Origin of the sequence: Streptomyces sp. NPDC051561 (assembly GCF_044454195.1) — a bacterium.
Classification (GTDB): Bacteria; Actinomycetota; Actinomycetes; order Streptomycetales; family Streptomycetaceae; genus Streptomyces.
Map to the genome: position 1 here is coordinate 139285 of NZ_JBITDM010000006.1, position 16981 is coordinate 156265.

The 16981-nt window shown below is 69.2% G+C and carries 19 protein-coding genes; 4 read left to right on the forward strand and 15 right to left on the reverse strand.

Annotated elements, in window-relative coordinates:
* The 5 genes from ACIA73_RS16515 to ACIA73_RS16535 all read right to left on the reverse strand — a co-directional run.
* Window positions 1–812 (reverse strand): DUF2637 domain-containing protein (locus tag ACIA73_RS16515; RefSeq protein WP_399439200.1); only part of this gene is annotated, 812 nt, incomplete at its 3' end.
* The gene (locus ACIA73_RS16520) at window positions 809–1399 is read right to left on the reverse strand and encodes a WhiB family transcriptional regulator (RefSeq protein WP_399439201.1); all 591 of its coding nucleotides are present in this window, start codon (window positions 1397–1399) and stop codon (window positions 809–811) included. The genes ACIA73_RS16520 and ACIA73_RS16515, both read right to left, overlap by 4 nt.
* 136 nt (window positions 1400–1535) lie before the next feature.
* Entirely contained in the window at window positions 1536–2267 is a 732-nt protein-coding gene (locus ACIA73_RS16525) for an ATP-binding protein (RefSeq protein ID WP_399439202.1), read from the reverse strand.
* Window positions 2267–3304 (reverse strand): hypothetical protein, encoded by a 1038-nt coding sequence (locus tag ACIA73_RS16530; RefSeq protein WP_399439203.1) that lies wholly within the window; start codon window positions 3302–3304, stop codon window positions 2267–2269. The genes ACIA73_RS16525 and ACIA73_RS16530 overlap by 1 nt, the downstream gene beginning before the upstream one ends.
* Window positions 3304–3555 carry a transcriptional regulator gene (locus ACIA73_RS16535; protein WP_399439204.1) on the reverse strand — a complete coding sequence of 84 codons (252 nt, stop codon included), beginning with the start codon at window positions 3553–3555 and terminating at the stop codon, window positions 3304–3306. The genes ACIA73_RS16530 and ACIA73_RS16535 overlap by 1 nt, the downstream gene beginning before the upstream one ends.
* 1033 nt (window positions 3556–4588) lie before the next feature.
* Here ACIA73_RS16535 and ACIA73_RS16540 point away from each other — a divergent pair.
* The 4 genes from ACIA73_RS16540 to ACIA73_RS16555 all read left to right on the forward strand — a co-directional run bounded on the left by ACIA73_RS16540 (window position 4589) and on the right by ACIA73_RS16555 (window position 7778).
* A complete protein-coding gene (locus ACIA73_RS16540) occupies window positions 4589–5035 on the forward strand; it encodes an XRE family transcriptional regulator (protein ID WP_399439205.1) in 447 nt (148 codons plus the stop codon).
* A gap of 45 nt (window positions 5036–5080) precedes the next feature.
* Complete coding sequence (locus tag ACIA73_RS16545; RefSeq protein ID WP_399439206.1) at window positions 5081–5590, forward strand: hypothetical protein; 510 nt, start codon at window positions 5081–5083, stop codon at window positions 5588–5590.
* Window positions 5587–6774 carry an MAB_1171c family putative transporter gene (locus ACIA73_RS16550; RefSeq protein WP_399439207.1) on the forward strand — a complete coding sequence of 396 codons (1188 nt, stop codon included), beginning with the start codon at window positions 5587–5589 and terminating at the stop codon, window positions 6772–6774. The genes ACIA73_RS16545 and ACIA73_RS16550 overlap by 4 nt, the downstream gene beginning before the upstream one ends.
* Window positions 6775–6842: 68 nt before the next feature.
* Window positions 6843–7778: a hypothetical protein gene (locus ACIA73_RS16555; protein ID WP_399439208.1), complete on the forward strand. Its 936-nt coding sequence runs from the start codon at window positions 6843–6845 to the stop codon at window positions 7776–7778.
* A gap of 34 nt (window positions 7779–7812) precedes the next feature.
* Here ACIA73_RS16555 and ACIA73_RS16560 read toward each other — a convergent pair whose 3' ends face one another.
* From ACIA73_RS16560 to ACIA73_RS16605, 10 genes are all read right to left on the reverse strand, one after another.
* Window positions 7813–8244: a hypothetical protein gene (locus tag ACIA73_RS16560; protein ID WP_399439209.1), complete on the reverse strand. Its 432-nt coding sequence runs from the start codon at window positions 8242–8244 to the stop codon at window positions 7813–7815.
* Entirely contained in the window at window positions 8207–9031 is an 825-nt protein-coding gene (locus ACIA73_RS16565; RefSeq protein ID WP_399439210.1) for a phytanoyl-CoA dioxygenase family protein, read from the reverse strand. The genes ACIA73_RS16560 and ACIA73_RS16565 overlap by 38 nt, the downstream gene beginning before the upstream one ends.
* Window positions 9028–11148: a phosphoketolase gene (locus ACIA73_RS16570; protein WP_399439211.1), complete on the reverse strand. Its 2121-nt coding sequence runs from the start codon at window positions 11146–11148 to the stop codon at window positions 9028–9030. The genes ACIA73_RS16565 and ACIA73_RS16570 overlap by 4 nt, the downstream gene beginning before the upstream one ends.
* Window positions 11138–11788, reverse strand: a complete 651-nt coding sequence (locus tag ACIA73_RS16575; protein WP_399439212.1) for a Sua5/YciO/YrdC/YwlC family protein — start codon at window positions 11786–11788, stop codon at window positions 11138–11140. The genes ACIA73_RS16570 and ACIA73_RS16575 overlap by 11 nt, the downstream gene beginning before the upstream one ends.
* An 18-nt stretch (window positions 11789–11806) precedes the next feature.
* Complete coding sequence (locus ACIA73_RS16580) at window positions 11807–12577, reverse strand: phytanoyl-CoA dioxygenase family protein (protein WP_399439213.1); 771 nt, start codon at window positions 12575–12577, stop codon at window positions 11807–11809.
* 64 nt (window positions 12578–12641) lie between these two features.
* The gene (locus ACIA73_RS16585; protein ID WP_399439214.1) at window positions 12642–13421 is read right to left on the reverse strand and encodes a class I SAM-dependent methyltransferase; all 780 of its coding nucleotides are present in this window, start codon (window positions 13419–13421) and stop codon (window positions 12642–12644) included.
* Complete coding sequence (locus tag ACIA73_RS16590; RefSeq protein ID WP_399439215.1) at window positions 13418–14122, reverse strand: HAD family hydrolase; 705 nt, start codon at window positions 14120–14122, stop codon at window positions 13418–13420. The genes ACIA73_RS16585 and ACIA73_RS16590 overlap by 4 nt, the downstream gene beginning before the upstream one ends.
* A complete protein-coding gene (locus ACIA73_RS16595; protein WP_399439216.1) occupies window positions 14119–14586 on the reverse strand; it encodes a hypothetical protein in 468 nt (155 codons plus the stop codon). Before ACIA73_RS16595 ends, ACIA73_RS16590 begins: the two co-directional genes overlap by 4 nt.
* Window positions 14583–15632 carry an enolase C-terminal domain-like protein gene (locus tag ACIA73_RS16600; RefSeq protein ID WP_399439217.1) on the reverse strand — a complete coding sequence of 350 codons (1050 nt, stop codon included), beginning with the start codon at window positions 15630–15632 and terminating at the stop codon, window positions 14583–14585. Before ACIA73_RS16600 ends, ACIA73_RS16595 begins: the two co-directional genes overlap by 4 nt.
* Window positions 15632–16750 carry a hypothetical protein gene (locus ACIA73_RS16605; RefSeq protein ID WP_399439218.1) on the reverse strand — a complete coding sequence of 373 codons (1119 nt, stop codon included), beginning with the start codon at window positions 16748–16750 and terminating at the stop codon, window positions 15632–15634. The genes ACIA73_RS16600 and ACIA73_RS16605 overlap by 1 nt, the downstream gene beginning before the upstream one ends.
* Window positions 16751–16981: the final 231 nt, after the last annotated feature.

The following is a 16981-nucleotide window of genomic DNA, read 5'->3' on the forward strand; positions in this document are numbered from 1 at the left end:
TCCGTGGCGGTCCGGTCCGTCGGACCGGCGAGTTGGTCCGTAGCCGAAGCGGTCCGGTGGTCCGAGGCTTCCGGCACCGGGAGGGCAAGGGCCAGGTCGCTCTGCAGGTTCGCCTCGCGGTTGGCGGCGCGGTCCGCCTCCGGCGAGTAGGCAGCCGGTCCGTCAGCCTGGGTCTCGATCGGGTGGCTGGACTTTCGACTGCCCGCCGCTGTTGCTGCGTTGTCCGAGGCCGGGCCGGACCGTTTTTGGTCCGCGGGCTGCGAGTTCGGACCGCTGTCCGCCGGCACGTCTCGTGCGTCCTCGGCGGCGGACCGGTCCGCCAGGCGGACGCCAGTCCCTTGGTCCGCCGACGGAGCGGTCCGAGGACGGTCCGCAGGGTGGTGCCGGGTAATGAGGATGTACAGGTGGACCGCGCCCGCCAAGGCGAGCGGAGCCAGCGTCGAGAGGATGGCGACCACGGTGTCGCCCAGCTGCAGACCGCGGTGGGTGGTCTGCTGGTTGAGGCGGACCGCGTGCAGGGCATTCGCCCAGATGGATGCTGACGTCGCGGTCCCGAAGAGCATCCACACGTACAGCCTGGCTCGGAGGGGAGCTTCGGCCAGGACGAGGAGCGCGCGCACGCCGTAGGCGATGAAGCCGTCGATGACCAGCGGGAAGAGGTAGGTAAGGAATCCGCGGACGTGGATGGCGACGGCCATCTGCTGGAGGGCGTCGTACGACAGCGCGCAGCCAGCGGCGCCGAGAGCGACGATGGCCAGCCGGTCCCAGGCGCCGATCGGCGCGACAGCGAGTGCGCTGTGAGAGTCGGTCACGCGGCCGTCCCGAAGTTGCGGAGCCCGGCTGGCCGTTCCTGGTCGCGGGGTGCGTCGTTGAAGTTGGCGGCAGCCTCCGGGGGAGTGTCGGTTGCGTTCTTGGCGCGGGCGATCTCGTCCTCGGCTACACGCATCAGCTTCTGGGTGTATTCGAGGTTGTGGCCCAGGAGGTAGCCGATGCGTTCGGCGTCCCAGCCGCGCTGGCAGGCGATGCGTACGACGGCTTTGCGTTCCTTGGGGGAGAGGGCGACCGCGCGGCCGTCGAGGAACGCGTGGACCCGGTTGTCGTCGAGTCGCGCCCGGGTCTTCTCGTGCCAGGACGCGCGCTCGTGCTCGGTCAGGCCCGCCCAGATTCCGTGACTGCTTCCGCTGTCCATCGCGGCGTCGAAGCAAGCCTGCCGGACCGGGCACGGTCCGCAGATGGCCCTGGCCTGGTCGATGGCGCGGAGATCGCGCGGGGTGGGGAAGAACAGGGCGTCGGCGAGCTTGGCATCCATGCCGTAGCAGGCGGCTCGCTTGCGCCAGTGGTGTTCGTTGACACCGCGCAGCCCGGTCGTCGGGTTGGCGTGGGTGGTGATCGTACGCATGGGAATCTCCGATGTGCCTCGGCCGGCGCACTCACCACTGCGCCCCGGAGCAAGGGAGGACGGTGGTGGGGCCTGGCGGAGGCGGGCAGGGGCAGCGGGCTCGGGTGCCGTGCCGGGGGAGCGAAGGAGGGGAAGGCTAGGCGCGCAGGTAGCGACGGTCGGGGCCGTCGAGCTGGGCCTGGACGCACATGCCGGAGAGCCGGGACAGGGCGCGGTCGCCGATCTTGTCGCGGAGGACTTCCTGCCGAGGGTCCAGACCCGTGGTGCGGACCGGAGGCAGGTTGGTCGTCACGATCGTCGGCAGCCGGTTCTCGGCGCGGTGGTTGAGCAGCCGTACCGTGAGCTCCTCGTTCCACTCCGACGCCTTCGGGGCGCCGAGGTCGTCCAGGAGCAGGAGCGGGGCGCGCATGTAGTGCCGCAGCATCCACTCCGGGTCGATGCCCGGCCGGGGCCGCATCTCGGCGAAGAGGTCCGACATGAAGGCCGATCGCCAGTGCACTCCGCACCCGGCGGCGGTCAGGGCGCGGATCGCCCCGTACGCCTGGTGCGTCTTGCCGGTTCCGGTAGGACCCCACAGCAGCAGCGAGGGCCCATGGGTGATCTCACGGCGTCCGCGACGACCCCGGTCGGCGGCGACCGCGGCCTCGGCGATCTTGGCGACCCAGGCGGCGACGACCGGGTGGTCGGCCTTGGCCTGCTGGTAGTCGTATGGGATCCGGGCCTGCGCGGCGTCGAGTGCCGGCGTCAGGTCCAGCGGGTCCGGCAGGGCAGGCCCGTCGAAGGCGACTCCGCGTGAGCTCAGCCGGGCCCGCCACGTCGTCACGACCGAGTGCTCGCCTGCCTGCTGCGGGTCGGTGTGCGTACGCATCAGAGAGTCACCCCGAAGGTCGTCGGTGCCGGTGCGGTGGTGTTGCGGTAGGGCGTGTGGGCAGGACGGGTGCTGGCCCAGGGCCCCGCGCCGGAGGCGGAGGACGGCGTTGCGTTCACCAGCTCGTTCAGCAAGCTCGCGAGCGTGCTGGGGTGGAGCCCCTTGGCCCGCAGCTGGTCCATCGCGGCCCGCACGATGTCTGGGGCGAAGCCTTCACCGAGGAGCTGCTTGGTCTCCCGCCCCAGGTGATCGAGGAACCGCTTCGGCGGTCGCTCGGCGCATGCCTTCACGTACTCCCGCAGCAGCTCGTTCGCCGAGACCGTTGAAATCGAGGCATCCGGCGGGGGCGCCTCGCCCCCCGTAAGGGAAGATCCAGGATCCAAGCTCCAAGATCCAGGCGACGAGGGTTCCGGGAGGTCCTCACGAGGCTCCGACGAGTCCTCCTCGAATGGCTTCTGACCTGCAGTTTTCACCGACGCCAGATGAGGCCGCGAGAAGTCCCGCCCGGATTCGTCCGCACCAGGGTCCGGGGCGCTGGAGTCGGCGGCGTCCTCCGAGGCCGCCGCCGACTCGCTCGCCGGAACCGGGCGATCGAGCCCTCCAGGAAGGCTCGGCGAACCCTGCGAGCGGGCGTACTTCGACGTCTGGGGGCACTGCTCGGACGAGCACCCGCCACAGGCCGCCGCCGCTTGGTGACGCGGGCAGCGCGGGAACCGCGAGGCCGACGGCCGGTCGATCCGCTGGTGACGCGCCCACGTCACGATGTGCAGGTACAGGCGCCCGTCGCACCCGGTGTACCGGCAGATCAGGCCCGCGTCGTCGAGCTGCTCCAGATCCAGGGCGACATGGGTCGCGGTGTGCTCGGGGCGCAGGGACCAGAGCTGTCCGGCGATGATCGCGGGGTGGGCGCGGTAGCGCCCGGAGTCGTCCGCCTGCGTCAGCAGCCCCACGAAGGTCCGCTCGGCGGTGAGGCTGACCGAAGCCAGGTCTTCCGAAAGCACGATCTCCGGCTTGATTGTGCGGATACGGGGAGCCATCAGCGTGCACCCCCGTCCAGCAGCGCGGTACGGAGGTCGAAGGTCCGAGGGTGCTGCCACCCGGCCTCCCGGTGCGCGCGGATGATCCAGCGGGCCGCCGTCTGCGCCTGGGTCCGGTTGATACTGACCTTGACGTCCGCCGCGTCCGAGGCTGTGACGTCCAGGTGCGGCCAGGTGGTCCGGCCGTCCTTCAGTGCGATACGAAGCTTCACGGCTTGCGGCATCATCGCGCTCAGGCGTGTGGCAAGCATGCGGGCCCGCAGAGTAGGGGCCTCAGCTTTGCCCCTTTTACGCAGGGGTGTAGGCATGTAACACTCTCCTGTGAAGTAGCGCACCGGTATGCCCCGTGGAAAGGGCCGGTGCGGATTGTTAGGTGGTTCCCCAACCTTGCGAGGGTTGGGAGTGTCATCGGGCGTCGGCGTCTGAGAGGTGCGAACTCTCGGGCGCCGACGCTTTTTTGGTGTTAGCCGGTCTGCGGCCGAGTCCCTATCTGCGTCTCCTCGCTTGCTCGTTCGGCCGAGGCGGTTGCCCCTCCGGCCGAGACGAAACATATGCAGAGGACGGCCGGAGAGCTAGACATAGCTAAAGAACTTCCCCACTAGGGCGTTGACTTGAAATCTCCGCGTCGAGGCCGGCGTCGATGAGGGTGCGAACCACGCCGAGCGGCGACCATGCCGAAGAAGGGCGGCCTGCGCAGCTGCCCAAAGCGCCTTCTCTAATCCGTGGAGTGTGATGCCTTCTAGATGCTCCGGGAGGCCACCCTTTGGAGTGGCAGGGGATGAAACTGCATCGCGCCTCGGCCATTTCCAAGATCGACTTTAGGTGTGCCGCTAATCGGCGAGGCCCAGGGGGTATGCACAGATCATCCTGTCTGCGCTTTGACGCGAAGGGTGCGTGCCACTCCCGTCCGTACCTTCTGGTCGAAATCGATCAAGCCCGCATGCCGAACGTGACGTAAATCTCTAGCCGTGCGTGAGCCGCGCTTCGTGGCAGTAACACGAGTAAACCACTGCCGTGCTCCCACTTCTGTCCCGCGCTTTCAGGCCGAATCGAATAGGTCCGCACCGCCGAATGTGACGCACGCCGCTCGATCAGTGTGGCGTGCGCCATGCTGCCATTCGCGCGCGGTCCGGTAGATACGAATGACCAGCCGAGGGCGCGCCTGTGGCACGTACCGGCTGGTAGGAGGAACTTTTCACACACGCGACGGGGCGTCAACAGGTGTTAGGCAGCGAAATCCTCGGAGTATCCTGACGTTAATCGCTGCCGCACGGAAAAAGGATCATGGACGAATCACCAGAGGGCACGGAGGGTCGCGTCTTGGCGACATTCCGCGACCGTCTCAATTACCTCTTCGACGTGGTACACCCACCCAACCGCGGCCCGTACAGCAACACGGAAGTGGTTGCCCTAATGGCCGAGCGAGGGCTCGATCCCATAAGTGACGTGTACTTGTGGAAGCTCCGCACGGGCCGAAGTGACAACCCGACGATGCGTCACTTCGAAAGCCTGGCAAAGTTCTTCGGCGTTTCCCCGCGCTACTGGTTCGACGACGAGATCGCGGAACGGACTGAGCGGGACTTGGAGTTGTTGGTCCTCATGCGTGACGCGCGGATCAAGAACGTGCTCCTGCGGCTCTCGGATGTTTCCGAGAAAGGCAAGGAGGCGCTGATCGGCATGGTTGACCATGTGCGGGAGGTCGAGGGCCTCCCGCCCAAAGATGTCAACTGACCACGCCTGACTGCACTTTGGAAATCGATCAAGAAAGCCTGTGAAATGTGGTCTGCCCGTCGACGTCATCGGGATGACGTCCTGGCCGAGCTGGAACTTCCCGCCGTTACCAACATCCGTGATCTGCGCGATGAGGTATCGCGGCGAGTGCGGCGCGAGGTCTTGCTGATGCCAAGGGTGCAGGAGGCGTCGATCTGTGGAGCCTGCCTCGTGACGGAGGATTCAATCAGCGTGTTCTACGACCCGCGGACCATCGTGCTCCATCAAGATCACATTATCGCGCACGAGTTCGCGCACCTGTTGCTCAAGCATCATGAAACGCGGCCGAGTTCGGCCCTGGCCCCCGCCTTCTTCCCGGAGGTGGAGGGCCACACGGTGCAGATGATGCTCGGGCGCACCTCCTACGAGGAAGCCGAGGAGCGCGCTACCGAGCGCCTCGCCTTTCTGCTGCAGAGCCGGATCATCAACCACCTCAAGCGCACGGATGAGCCCTCCGGCGATGAGGTCCAGGACCGTGTTGCCCGTACGCTTCTGCGCCGGCGGGAGACCCGGTGAAGAACACCGCGCATCTCCTCTGCCTGAGTGTGGCGGCGGCAGGTTTTCTGTGCCTGCTGCGTGACTTGCCCGTCCGCCGCAAGGACCCGGCTTCGATAGCTCTGACCTCGGTCTTTCTGCTCTCCGGGCTGTCGTTCTTCTTCGCTCTCGTCTGGACCGGCCGGACCGTCGATCAGATGCTGGGCACCGCGAATCTGACCGTGCCCATGTCGCAGACATGCGTTCTGGCGCTGCTGGCGTGTCAGCAGGTCGTCCTGACCTACTGGGGCTCTCCGCCGGAGGTCGCGCGACGGGAGTCACGGCGCTGGATCAAGGCGGGCGTCATCGTCATCGTCGTCCTGTGGCTCGTGTTCTTGCTGTTCTCGCCCACCGTGCAGCGGCTGCGCGACTTCACTCTCTACTACTCGCCTGACAACGGGCACGCCGTGTACCTCACTGTGTACTGCTCGGCCTACTCCCTGGGGGAGATTCTCCTCGCACACGCGTGCTGGCGTCTGGCCCGACGCAGTTCGCGTTCCTCGGTCCGGGTGGGCCTACGCTTCGTTACCGTCGGCGCCCTCGTCACGCTCGGCTCCAGCGCCGTACGCCTCGGGAACGTCATCGCCAGCAAAATCGGCGGCAGCTTCGAGAGCTGGGAGACGCTGGCGTGGATCTGCGGCGATGGCGGCGCCTTGCTGACGCTGGTGGGTTGGCTCGTACCCACGGGCACAGAACACGCCCGCCACCTGCGCCTTTGGATACGCCAGCACCGCGTATACCGCGGCTTGCACCCTCTGTGGCACGCGTACAACAGCGAAGTTCCCGACGTCGTGCTGCCAATCGAAGAGTCCGATCGTCAGCACTTCAGCAGCATCGCCATCAAGCTTTATCGGCGCACGATCGAGATCCGCGACGGCCACCTTCGGATCCTCCCCTACCTTGACGCTGAGGTCCGAGAAGCCAGCGAAGCCCGATACCGTGCCGCCGGCCTGAGCGGCGACACGCTGCTCGCTGCCGTCTCCGCCGACCAGATCAAGGCCGGAATAGCCGCCCGCGCCAACGATGTGCGCCCGGACCGGACGACAGAACTGGCCAACGCCGACCGCCGACCGGGACACCCGACGGATGACGAAGCGGCCCTCTTGGGCGTCTCCCGCCACTTCCGCCCGAACGTCCGGGCAGACACCGTTCGGATTGCCGCATGACCGTGCACAACGAGAAAATGCAGAGACTGCCCAAGCACCCCCGGAACCCCACCCGAGAGGCAAGAGCCGTGCTCCACGATCACCCGCAGGTGCCCGTCAAGCTCGGCCCCCAGGACCGGATGAGCGAGCGAGGCAGACGCCAGCTCGGTCTGGTACTCGGCGCAGCGGGCGACGGCTGCACGACGTGTGCGGATGACCTCATCGACGGCTTGGCCGAGGCGGCGGCCGTGGGCCGGCTGGTGGAGATCACCCGGCGGACCGTGGCCACGCTCAACGGCGGATCACTGCCCAGCGACCTGGCAGACGAGACCTTGGAAGGGGGCCGGGAGTTCCACCTCCTGGTCCGTACGATCACCGAGGCGGCGGACCCGGCAGCCGCAGCCGGACAGATGACCGAAGCCCAACGCCGAGCTGCCTCCCGGAGAGCGTCCCGAGTCCTTGTCGGCTTCGCCGACAGCTCACATCAAGCCGCACGGGACCAGGCTGCCTCTGGGGCCCCGACCCTTCCCGACGTTTGCCTCGCCCAGGCGGAACTGATGGTCACCTGGATGCACCACCAGGATCCGAAGAAGGCCGCCGTCCTCCACGACGGGTGGCAGCGCGCCTGCGAGGAATCGGGGGCGGAAGCTGACGCGCCAGGCGGAGAGGAGAGCGTTGCCCTCCTCCTCGGCGCAGTGCTTCAGGCTCTCGCCCAGGAGGTGGGGATCCGCAGCGACATCTACGCTCTGCCGCATCTGCGGGCTCTGCCCCTTATTCGCGACCGTGAGGCGGTGGTGCGGATCGTGAGGCATTTCGTCATTCCACCCTCGTGGGAAGGTGCGGGCATCTTCGTTAAGCGCCTGGCCATCGACGCTCCTGGTGCCCCTGCGTTCGTCGTACTGCGGTTGTGGGCGGACCTGGTCTGTGCCGCATATACAGCGGCCTGCCCGAACCAGGGGCCCGGCCACGAGTGCGTTCTGGGGGAGCGGGCGGCCTCACTTGCCGCACATTATGGCGCCGCGTAACCCCCGCCTGTTTCCGTCCGACTGCTCCAGTCGGTCAACGCTCCAGGAACTGCCGGGCGCCGCGCAATCTGGTGTGCAGCCTCTGTTGGGTGGCACGGCTATCGAGACGTACGGCGATAGCCCCGCGAAGGGAGCTCTCCTCGCGCAGTCCCGTGGGCAGGCCGGTGGCGTCTAGTCCGTCACGCTGGGCGATGAGCACGCCGAGCTCGTGGCGATTCAGGCCGTCGGGCCCGGCGAGGTGGAGAACGTCGGCCGCGTCGCTGAAGGCGATCTCCGAGACAGCGGCGGCCAGGTCGACCACGTGGACAGGACAGCGGACGTCGTCGGTGAATAAGGCGCCGCTACAGGTACCCGTGGTGAGCTGGTGCACCATCCGCTCGTGCGTGGAACCTCCGTCGCCGATGATCAGCGAGCCGCCTACAGGGGCCTCACCGTCGTCCGCTCCATCTGCGCAGCGGGACTGCACCCCTTCCCTTGGCGAGAGAGCCGTCTTCGTTGCGGTCGGGCATGCCCAGGAGCTGCTGCTGGATGGGAGTGAGACAGGGGTCGGCGTGCAGAGTGCTGGGGTCGTCCACGGGTTGGAGCCAGCGGAATCCGTACTGGAGCATGAGCGCGATGCGGGGGCTGCCCGAGGTGTTGATGCCGCTGGCGTGCCAGGTGCGGTTCTCGAAGAGGACGACGTCGGTGCTGGTGAGTTGGGGAGTGCGTGCACCGTCGGGGTCGATGGCCTGGGGGGCGATGGTGGGGGCACTGGTCAGGGTGTGGCTGCCGGGCAGGAACATCGTGAGTCCGCAGTCGGGGGTGATCGGGGTGAGGTAGTGGGCCACCTTGATCGCGAGTCGGGGGGTCTGGGTAAGTCCGAGGTCGTCGGAGACGCCGTACATGTCCCGGTGCCAGCCGGGCCTTTGGGGGGTACGGATGGTGCGGGGCGGCCCTGTTGGCAGGGCAATCAGGTGGGCGGAGAGCAGATGGATGTTGGGGCTGAGGAGCCGGACGAGGGTGGGAAGGGTGCGGGGGTTGTCCAGCAGGGGCAGGAAGGTCTGGTCGAGGTCGAGGACACCTCGGAAGCCGTCCTTGCCGTCTCCGCCCTGGTCGCGTCCGCGTGTGATCGTGCTGGCGAGGAGTTGTTCGGCTGCGGTGAGCAGCGGGGAGAGCAGAGCCGGGTTGAGGGCGTTGCGGATGATGGCATAACCGTCGTGCTCGAAGGTGTTGAGTACGGTCTCGTCCGGCGGGTCGGGTACGGCGGCGGTCATGCGTTCTCCCGGGCGGTTCGTGTGGCGAGTTGCCAGAGGCTGTTGTCGTCGAGCCCGCAGTGGGTGAGGAGTTGGGCCTGGGTGCAGGGCTTCTCGGGGTCGCGGTAGCCGAGCACGGTCAGGCGGGTGCCGGGGTGGCGCCGCCCGAGCAGGGCGTGGATGTCGGCGGGATGGCCGGTGGTGGCCAGGATGATGGGCGCTCTGGTTCCGAAGTGGTCTGTGAAGGCTTCGGTGGTGAGGGCGTGGGGGCGGCTGCCGGCTTCGGCCAGTGCGGTGAGGTCGTGGACGTGGATATAGCGCAGGCGCAGGTCAGGGCGCTCGGCGCGGAGGCGGTGGGCCAGTGCGGTGAGGCGTTCGGCGGGCAAGTCCCCGGCAGAGGCGAGGACGAGGTCGGGTTCGCCGGCGGGTGAATCGCTGAGGTGGGGCCAGCGGGCGATGCCGTGGCGCAGTTCCTCCTCAAGGGTGTCCAGAGGGTGCTGGGTGTGGGTGTGCTTGCCCGCGATCACGAGCGTGCACCGGTCTAGTTTGCGCAGGGCGAAGGTGAGGGCGGCTGCGGTGCGGGCCGGGTCGGCGGGGGTGAGGACGTGCACGGTGGGGTCGCCGATTGCCAGGAGCGCGGAGGTGAGACTGGGATCCTGGTGGGTGTAGGTGTTGTGCCAGCCCAGGCTGGTGAGCAGGTAGACGATGCTGGGCAGCGCGGCGAGTTGGGCGTGGCGGCGCATTGACCGGTGCTTGAGCTGCTGGCGCAGAAGGCCGGTGAGCACGGGGGCGAAGGCTTCGTAACTGATGACGAGCGCGTGCCGTCCGGTTTCGGTGTAGCCCTGTGCCCAGGCATGGCAGATGTCCTCATTCAGGATCTCCACCGCCCAGGAGACCGGGCGGCCAGCTGCGTCGGCCAGGCGGAGGCGGTTGGAGTCCAGTTCGTCGGGGCTGAAGACCCGGAAGGGGCCTTGGGCGGCCCGTGCGTGCAGGACGGCGGGCACGGTTTGCGCGAAGAGCTGGCCGGAGGCGCGGTGCGCGCTGTCGGCGGAGGCCGCGACGCATCCGTGGGGTGCGGGAAGTCCGAGCGTACGGGGCAGTGGGCCCGGAAGCGCAGGAAGCAGGTGGGGGAGGGGCCGGCCCTTCTGGTCCAGGAGATCTTCGGTCTGGTAGGAGGCCAGCCATGCCGCGAGCGCCGCGAACTCCTCCGGGTCGTGAGCAGGGTCGCGGAGCGGTGTCTTGTGGACGGCCGGGGTGCCGGCGAGCGGTGCGTCCTTGAGATGGGCCGGGACGCCGTGTCCCTTGTCGAGGGTGAGCACCAGCACGCTGGATGGTCCGGCCTCACTCAGGGAGCCGACCGTGTCGAGGGCGTCGGCCAGAGCGCGTCGCAGGGCGGGTATGTCACGGCCGTCGGCGTACAGCGGGACGTGGCCCAGGCCGGTGAAGTAGGCGGTGAGTTCGGCGCGGGTGAGGGAGGAGAGGATGCTGGGGCCGCCCATGCGCTGGCCGTTGAGCAGCACCACGGGCAGAACGGTGCCGTGTACCCCGGTTCCCGCCAGGGCGCGGGCGGCGAGCCAGGCGGAGGCCGTGGTCCCGGTCTCGCATTCGCCGTCGCCGATCAGGACCACGGTGAGCCGGTGCGGGGCGTCCAGCACCGTGCCCTGCCCGACCGCGAGGGCGGGTCCGAGCTGGCCTCCGGTGTGCAGGTGACCGGGGATCAGCGGGGTGATCTCCCCGCCGAGGTCGGGCCGGGGGAAGTGGGAGACGAGTTCGTGGAGCCCGGCCGGGCCGGGGCGCAGATGCGGGTACATGTCGCCGAGGCGGCCGGAGAGGTAGCTGTGGGCGAGGGCGGAGGGACCCGCGTGGCCGCCTCCGTGCAGGACCTGGAGGTCGTGACCGTCTGGCAGGGACGCCTGGAGCGGGCCGAGGACGGCCAGGAGCCGGTTGACGGGCGGGCACACTCCCCAGTGCCCGGCCGGCCGGGGCTTGACGTCCGATGGGCGCAGCGTACGGCCCAGCAGAAGGTTGTCCTGCAGGTAGAGCTGCGCGAGACAGAGGTAGTCGAGGGCGTCGGTGACCGCGGCCACCGATGTGTCGGGGACGGTGCGGCGGGTCGAGCGGGCCAGGTCAGCCCACATGATCGCTCCTTTCCGTGAGGGCGGCTTCGACGGCTCGGCGGTGCACGGTGCCCTCCCGGTGCAGACGCGCGGGGTGTCCGGCCGGGCAGTCGACGATGGTCATGTGCCTGCCCTGGGGGCAGATGCCGTCGTCGACGACAGCGGTGATCTCGGCCCTGGTGGTCTGTGCGAAGGCGGCGACCTGTCCGGCGGTGAGGGCGGGGTGGTCGTTGTCGGTGGCCGCGGGTACGGAGAGGCTGCACACGGAAGCGGCGAGCGGTTCCCCCACGAGGGCCAGGAGGTGGCCGAGCAGCCCATCGGGGCAGCCCACGAGGGCGGGGGAGCCGACGGAAGCAATTCTTTCGGCGCCCGGCCGCCACGGCAGGTGCAACGCGAGGTCACCAGGCCACAACCGGCTTGTCAGACGGCGGGCGTCGTCGCTGAGCTGGAAGTGGCGGGCGGCGTTGTCCGGGCTGTCGAGCAGGAGGAGCAGCGGCTTGTCGACGGGCCGTTTCTTGGCGTGGAAGACGGCCGCGGTGGCCGCCGGATCGGCGGCGCGCGCACACAGCATGTACCAGCGGGAGGTGGGGAGCGCGAGCATGCGTCCCGCTCTCAGATGCTCGGCGGCGACGGACAGATGGTCACGGGTGAGGAAATCCACGGAAAGCGGCCCCCGTCGTCAGGTCTGCGGATGCGCGGCGGCGAGCGCCGGGAATTCCAGCCACGGGTCGCTGAGCGCCCCAAGGGCAAGGCGCTCGTGCTCGGTGTGGTGCACGCGGAAATAGGCCATCACCCTGGGAACGGCACTGATGTTGAGGCCCACCCGGTGCGGAACGAGGTGGTGCATCACCACGACGTCGCCGGGCTCCCCGGTGAACGCCGTCCCGTCCTGGGCGTCGAGGTCGGGCGGGGTCTGGGCGGCCTGGCCGCGCACCCACTCGTCGGCGAAGTAGGAGGCCATCCGCCGGTGTCCGCCGGGCACGTAGTGCAAGGCGCCGGCGTCGGCGGTGGCACCGCCCGACAGGACCACCCCGACGATCAGGGTGAAGGTGTTCAGGTCGCTTGCGTCCAGGTGGGGGCAGGACACCCCGTCCACGTGCATCGCCTTGACAGGCTGGGCGGCGTTGTAGGGCAGCCTGATCTGGATCTGCGCCCGGGACACCGGGGCGCACTTAGCCGGGTGGAGCAGCTGGTGGACGAGCGTGCTGATCCCGCTGCCGTCGTACAGGGCGAGCAGGTCAGGATGGTCTTCGAGCTCCGGGGCAAAACTCCGGTTGGTGTACGCGTTCAGGCGGGCGGGATCGTAGGCGGTGGACATCCAGCCGTCGACCAGAGCGGCAGCCCGGACGAGGAGGGGGCCGCTGATCACGGCCCGGCGTATCAGGATGCCGTCGGTGACGAAGCGGTCAAGTTCGGTGGGCGACCACTCAGGGGGGCCGGATATGGGCATGGGCGGGTTCTCCTGCGGTGCGGGCCCCGCCCCCGGGTCGGCTTCGCCGGGGGCGGGGCGAGGGTCAGCTGCGGCGGGCGAGGAGCACGTTGAAGACGGCGTTCTCCGTCAGACCTTCGGTAGCGGCGTGCTCGGTGAGCAGGGCGCGGGCCCGGCGCTCGAAGTCGTCGACCCGGTCGCCGAACAGGGGGCGGGCGGCGAACGAAGTGGAGTACAGGTATCCGATGACTTCGGCGGGAGTCCATGTCCGTACGAGTGAGAGAGCGTGCTCCTCGACCTGGTCGAACGCGGACTCGGCCAGGACCTCCCGGTAGGGGCGGTTGTGGGCGTCGTACGTTTTGCCCGTGCCAGCCCGTCGGTCCGGGCCGGTGTACTCCTGGATCAGTGCGCGCAGGTCATCCGTCCAGCGGCTGCGCGCGGTCCACAGACTGCCGTCGCCCATCACCGCGACCACCGCTTTGGGGGCCGTGCAGGTCTCCAGCAGGGACAGCACGGCAGGTTGGTCCATCCAGTGGAAGGCGCGGCAGATGGTCACGAGGTCGGCCTGCCAGCCGGAAGGCGGGACGAAGGCTTCGGCGGAGGTGTGGTGCAGGCGGACAGTGACAGGGAGGTCGGCCAGCGCCCGCTCGGCATGGGCGAGCATGTCCGCGTCGCGTTCGACGACGTCGATCTCGGCGACGGCCTGGTGCAGGGCGAGAGCGACCTGCCCGGTGCCGGCCCCCAGGTCGAGAAGGACCGGGTGGGGGGCGGCGGACACCGCTTCGGTGAGCAAGCTGACTGCTTCGGCGGGGATGCCGGGCCGGTAGGTGGCGTAGTAGGGGGCTGTGGTGGCGAACTCGCTCATGGTGCGGGGCTCCTGGCCGTGAGGGGGCGGGTGAGGACGGTCTGCACGACGTGGTCGGCCGCAGCCGACAGGCCCGCGACGGCAGTGACCCACGGGGTGGGGCCGGCCGGTTGCGGGGGCGGGGCGGACGGGCTGCGCCGGTCGCGCACCCACAGGGCCTGGGCGCCCGCCGCGCGGGCGCCTAGTACGTCGTAGACGTAGCTGTCGCCCACGTGCAGCACCTCGGCGGGAAGCACACCGTGCAGACGGGCAACAGTCTGCACGGCCCGCGGGTCGGGTTTGGCGAACCCGACCCGCCACGAGGGATAGTGCGCCCGCACATGGGGTGCGAAGAGGGCCCGGACATCGCACCCTTGATCGTCCCAGTACGTGACGTTCGACAAGGTGACGACGGGCACCACAGCCGCGATCCGGGCCAGCGCCTCGCTAGATCCCGGCCACACCGTGAACGAGGCCGGCCGGTGTGTGCGGGGGAAGTCCGACCGAGTGATGCCCAGTTGACGGCAGACCGCTCCGACGGCCTCCTCGTCGTCGGGTGCTGCCGCGTGCAGATGTTGCTGGACCACGCGTTTGGACTGCTCCGCGGGCAGAGCGGACAGCGAGCTGAGCCGTTGCGTGAAGGAGACCCCCTCGGGCTCCCCGAGGGTGTAGCCCACGTCGACGGACACCAGCCGCACTTGCGGCGGCATGCCGAAGCTCACGGTGCCTCCTGGCCGGGGGCGAGGGAGGCGACGATCATGTTGATGCGGGTGTCGCGTACCTCCTTCTCGCGGGCTTCGCCGAGGAAGGTCAGCATCTGGCGGGCGTCGGGACCGGTCCAGGAGGAGAGATCTACCCCGGCGGTCTCGGCCGCCTGGGCAAGGTCGGCGGGCACGTTCGGCGGACGGGAACCGTGCGGCAGCAAGAGCGTGCCGCTCCAGCGACCGGAATCCCGCATGTCTGGCTGCTCGCCGGAGAGGGGGGCGAGCATGGAGATGTCGTCGAAGGAAAAGATCCGCACCCGCACCGTCATGAGGTCCGGCGGGGTGCCCAGCAGCAGGCGCGCGCTGAGGAAGGTCTCGCGGCCGGTGAGCCGGTCGTCCAGGACGAGCAGCAGACCGTGCTGCGGGTCACGGCGGACACAGCCCTTCACCTCGATTCGCTCGGTGCTCGCAGGTCCCGTCACCGCCGTACCTCCACACCGAGTCCCGGACGCTGGGGCACCGCGACGGCGCCGCCCGACGGACTGAGGGTGGCCGTCAGCGCCCGCTGCCGGCGCGGCTCCCACACCACCTGGTACTCCACCGCACCCGCAGCGCGCGGGTAGGCCGCCGCCAGCTGCACCGCGGGCACGAACGCCCGGCCGTGAAGGTGCACCGGCACCCCACGCTCGGCAGCCATCCGCATCCAGGTGCGCGCCTGCGTGATTCCGCCGCACCACACCACGTCGAAGGTGAAGGCCAGCGGCGGGCAATGGTGCAGCAAGTCCCGGGCCGCGCCGGTATGCGGCACCCGCTCGCCGTACGCCACGGGCAGCGCGGACGAGGACATGAGAGCGGTGTACGCGGCGCGGTCGGTGTCGGCGAGCGGGTCTTCGACCCAGTGCACGGCGTCTTCCGGGAGCAGCGAGCCGACCTTGCCCGCCAGTTCCCCGTCCCAGCTGCCCTTCGCGTCCAGGGCCACCGGCTCTCCCGCCCAGTCACGGGCCCGCATCACCTGGTCGGCTACCTGCTGGGCATCCTGTGCGCCCAGCGACCATTTGGTGAACGCGTACTCCTCGTCCGCAGTCCTGCGCACGGCGGCAGACGCACCGACGGAAGCCAAGTCCAGCGACAGCCACGAGGCGTATACAGGTACGCGGTCGGCCGGCGTGCGGGTCAGCAGAGCCGCCACCGGCAGATCGGCGAGCCGTCCGTGCAGGTCCCACACGGCACAGTCCAGTGCGCCCAGCGCCCACCGGCCCAGCCCCGCACTGTGCGTGCCGAGCCGTTGCAGGAGAACGCCTGCGAGCTGGTCGTGGTCGGCGACGGGAAGACCTCGGGCGGCTTGTCCCCACCCGGTGGCGATCAGGGCTGCGGGAAGTTCATCGACCGGACCGAAGGAGCCAGAAACACCGCCCGCCTCGACCACTACCGCGTACCGGCTGTCGCCGTCGGCGTACCTTCCTGCCTGCTGGTCGGTGAGGCGGACGACGCTGACCTTGTCAATGACCGCGTCAACGCTGGTCTGCATCAGGCCAGTTCCTCTCCCGCGTAGCTGTAGAACCACAACGGCCGGTAGCACTCCCAGCCGACCGGCCGCAGCCCGCTGGGCTTCATCAGGCCCTCGAGGATCTGGCGTGCGGCGAGGTAGTAGTCGAGCGTCTCAGCACCGGGGACCCGCAGGCCGGCCATCATCAGGTTGTGGGCCTGGAAGACCTGGAAGTTCGGGAAGCAGCTCACCTCACCTGCCAGGGACGCGACGCCGTCCCGCATGTCCTCCAGCGGATCCAGCCCCACGATGAGGGTGAAGGAGGTGCCGAGCCCCCGCCCTGCGGCTCGGGCCAGCAGCCCCGGCATCTGAGCAGGCTCCAGCGACGCCTTGGACGCCTTGTTCACCGCAGCCCGGCGGGTGAAGCACTCCACGGTGAGGCGCAGTGTGAACGGCGCGACCTCGCTCGCCAGCATCTCCATCGCCCGGTTACTGCGCAGGACCGAGGTCAGGAACCCGATGGTGGGACGTATTCCTGCCCGGTCCAGCGCGCCACGCAGCTCGGTGAGGTGTGCCAGGGCGGCCTCTTCGCGCTCGAAGCACCCGGTGGAGACCGTGACGTCGGCCAGTTCCCGCAGGTCCCCGTGTGGGTGCTGCTCGGCGAGTGCGTGCAGCAGTTCGTCCAGGCCCTCGCTCTCCCCCATCCGGGGGTCCTGCGCTGCCTCCAGGGTGTTGGGGCAGTAGCCGCAGCCCACGCAGCGGCTGCGGGCGTTCGGATTGAGCGTGGCGGCCCGGCCGTCGTTGCGGAAGTACCCGCCGACCGCCTCATCGGCCGCGACCTGCTCGACGTGGGCGACCACCCGCCCGTCCAGCCACAGAGCGTCACCGCGCAGCCGGAACGGGGACGCAGGCCGGTTGAGCGGCACGATGATCTGCCAGACCACCTCGGGGCGGCGGACAAGACGCAGATTGACCCGGGCCCGGTGGCGTTCGGCGTGGTCGGAGGAGATGCCGAAGAGGTTGATGGCAATCAGCAGGGCGTCCTCCAGCGGGACGTCGTGGGCTCGGGCGCTGCGTTCCACGTCGTTCAGCCGCTGGGCGCCGGTCGCGCGCGGCGCTGTGGACCTGTCGGAAAGGGGAGCGGGGGAGGTCGAGGACACGGGTTCTCCGTCCGGGGTCAGGGGGCGTTGAGGAACCGTCACCGAAGCCGAAGGCCAGGGTGCGAGCACTCGTCATCGCTTTGGGGGAAGTGGGGCCAACGCCAGTGGGCGTTGCTGCCGGGAGCATGGATCTCGTGCTGCGGTGCGGCCGAGCGGTGAAGCGCTGTCCCGGCGGGCGCCTGCGGAAAGAGGGCTGCGGCACCGCACCTGAACTGGGGAAACGTGCTGGGA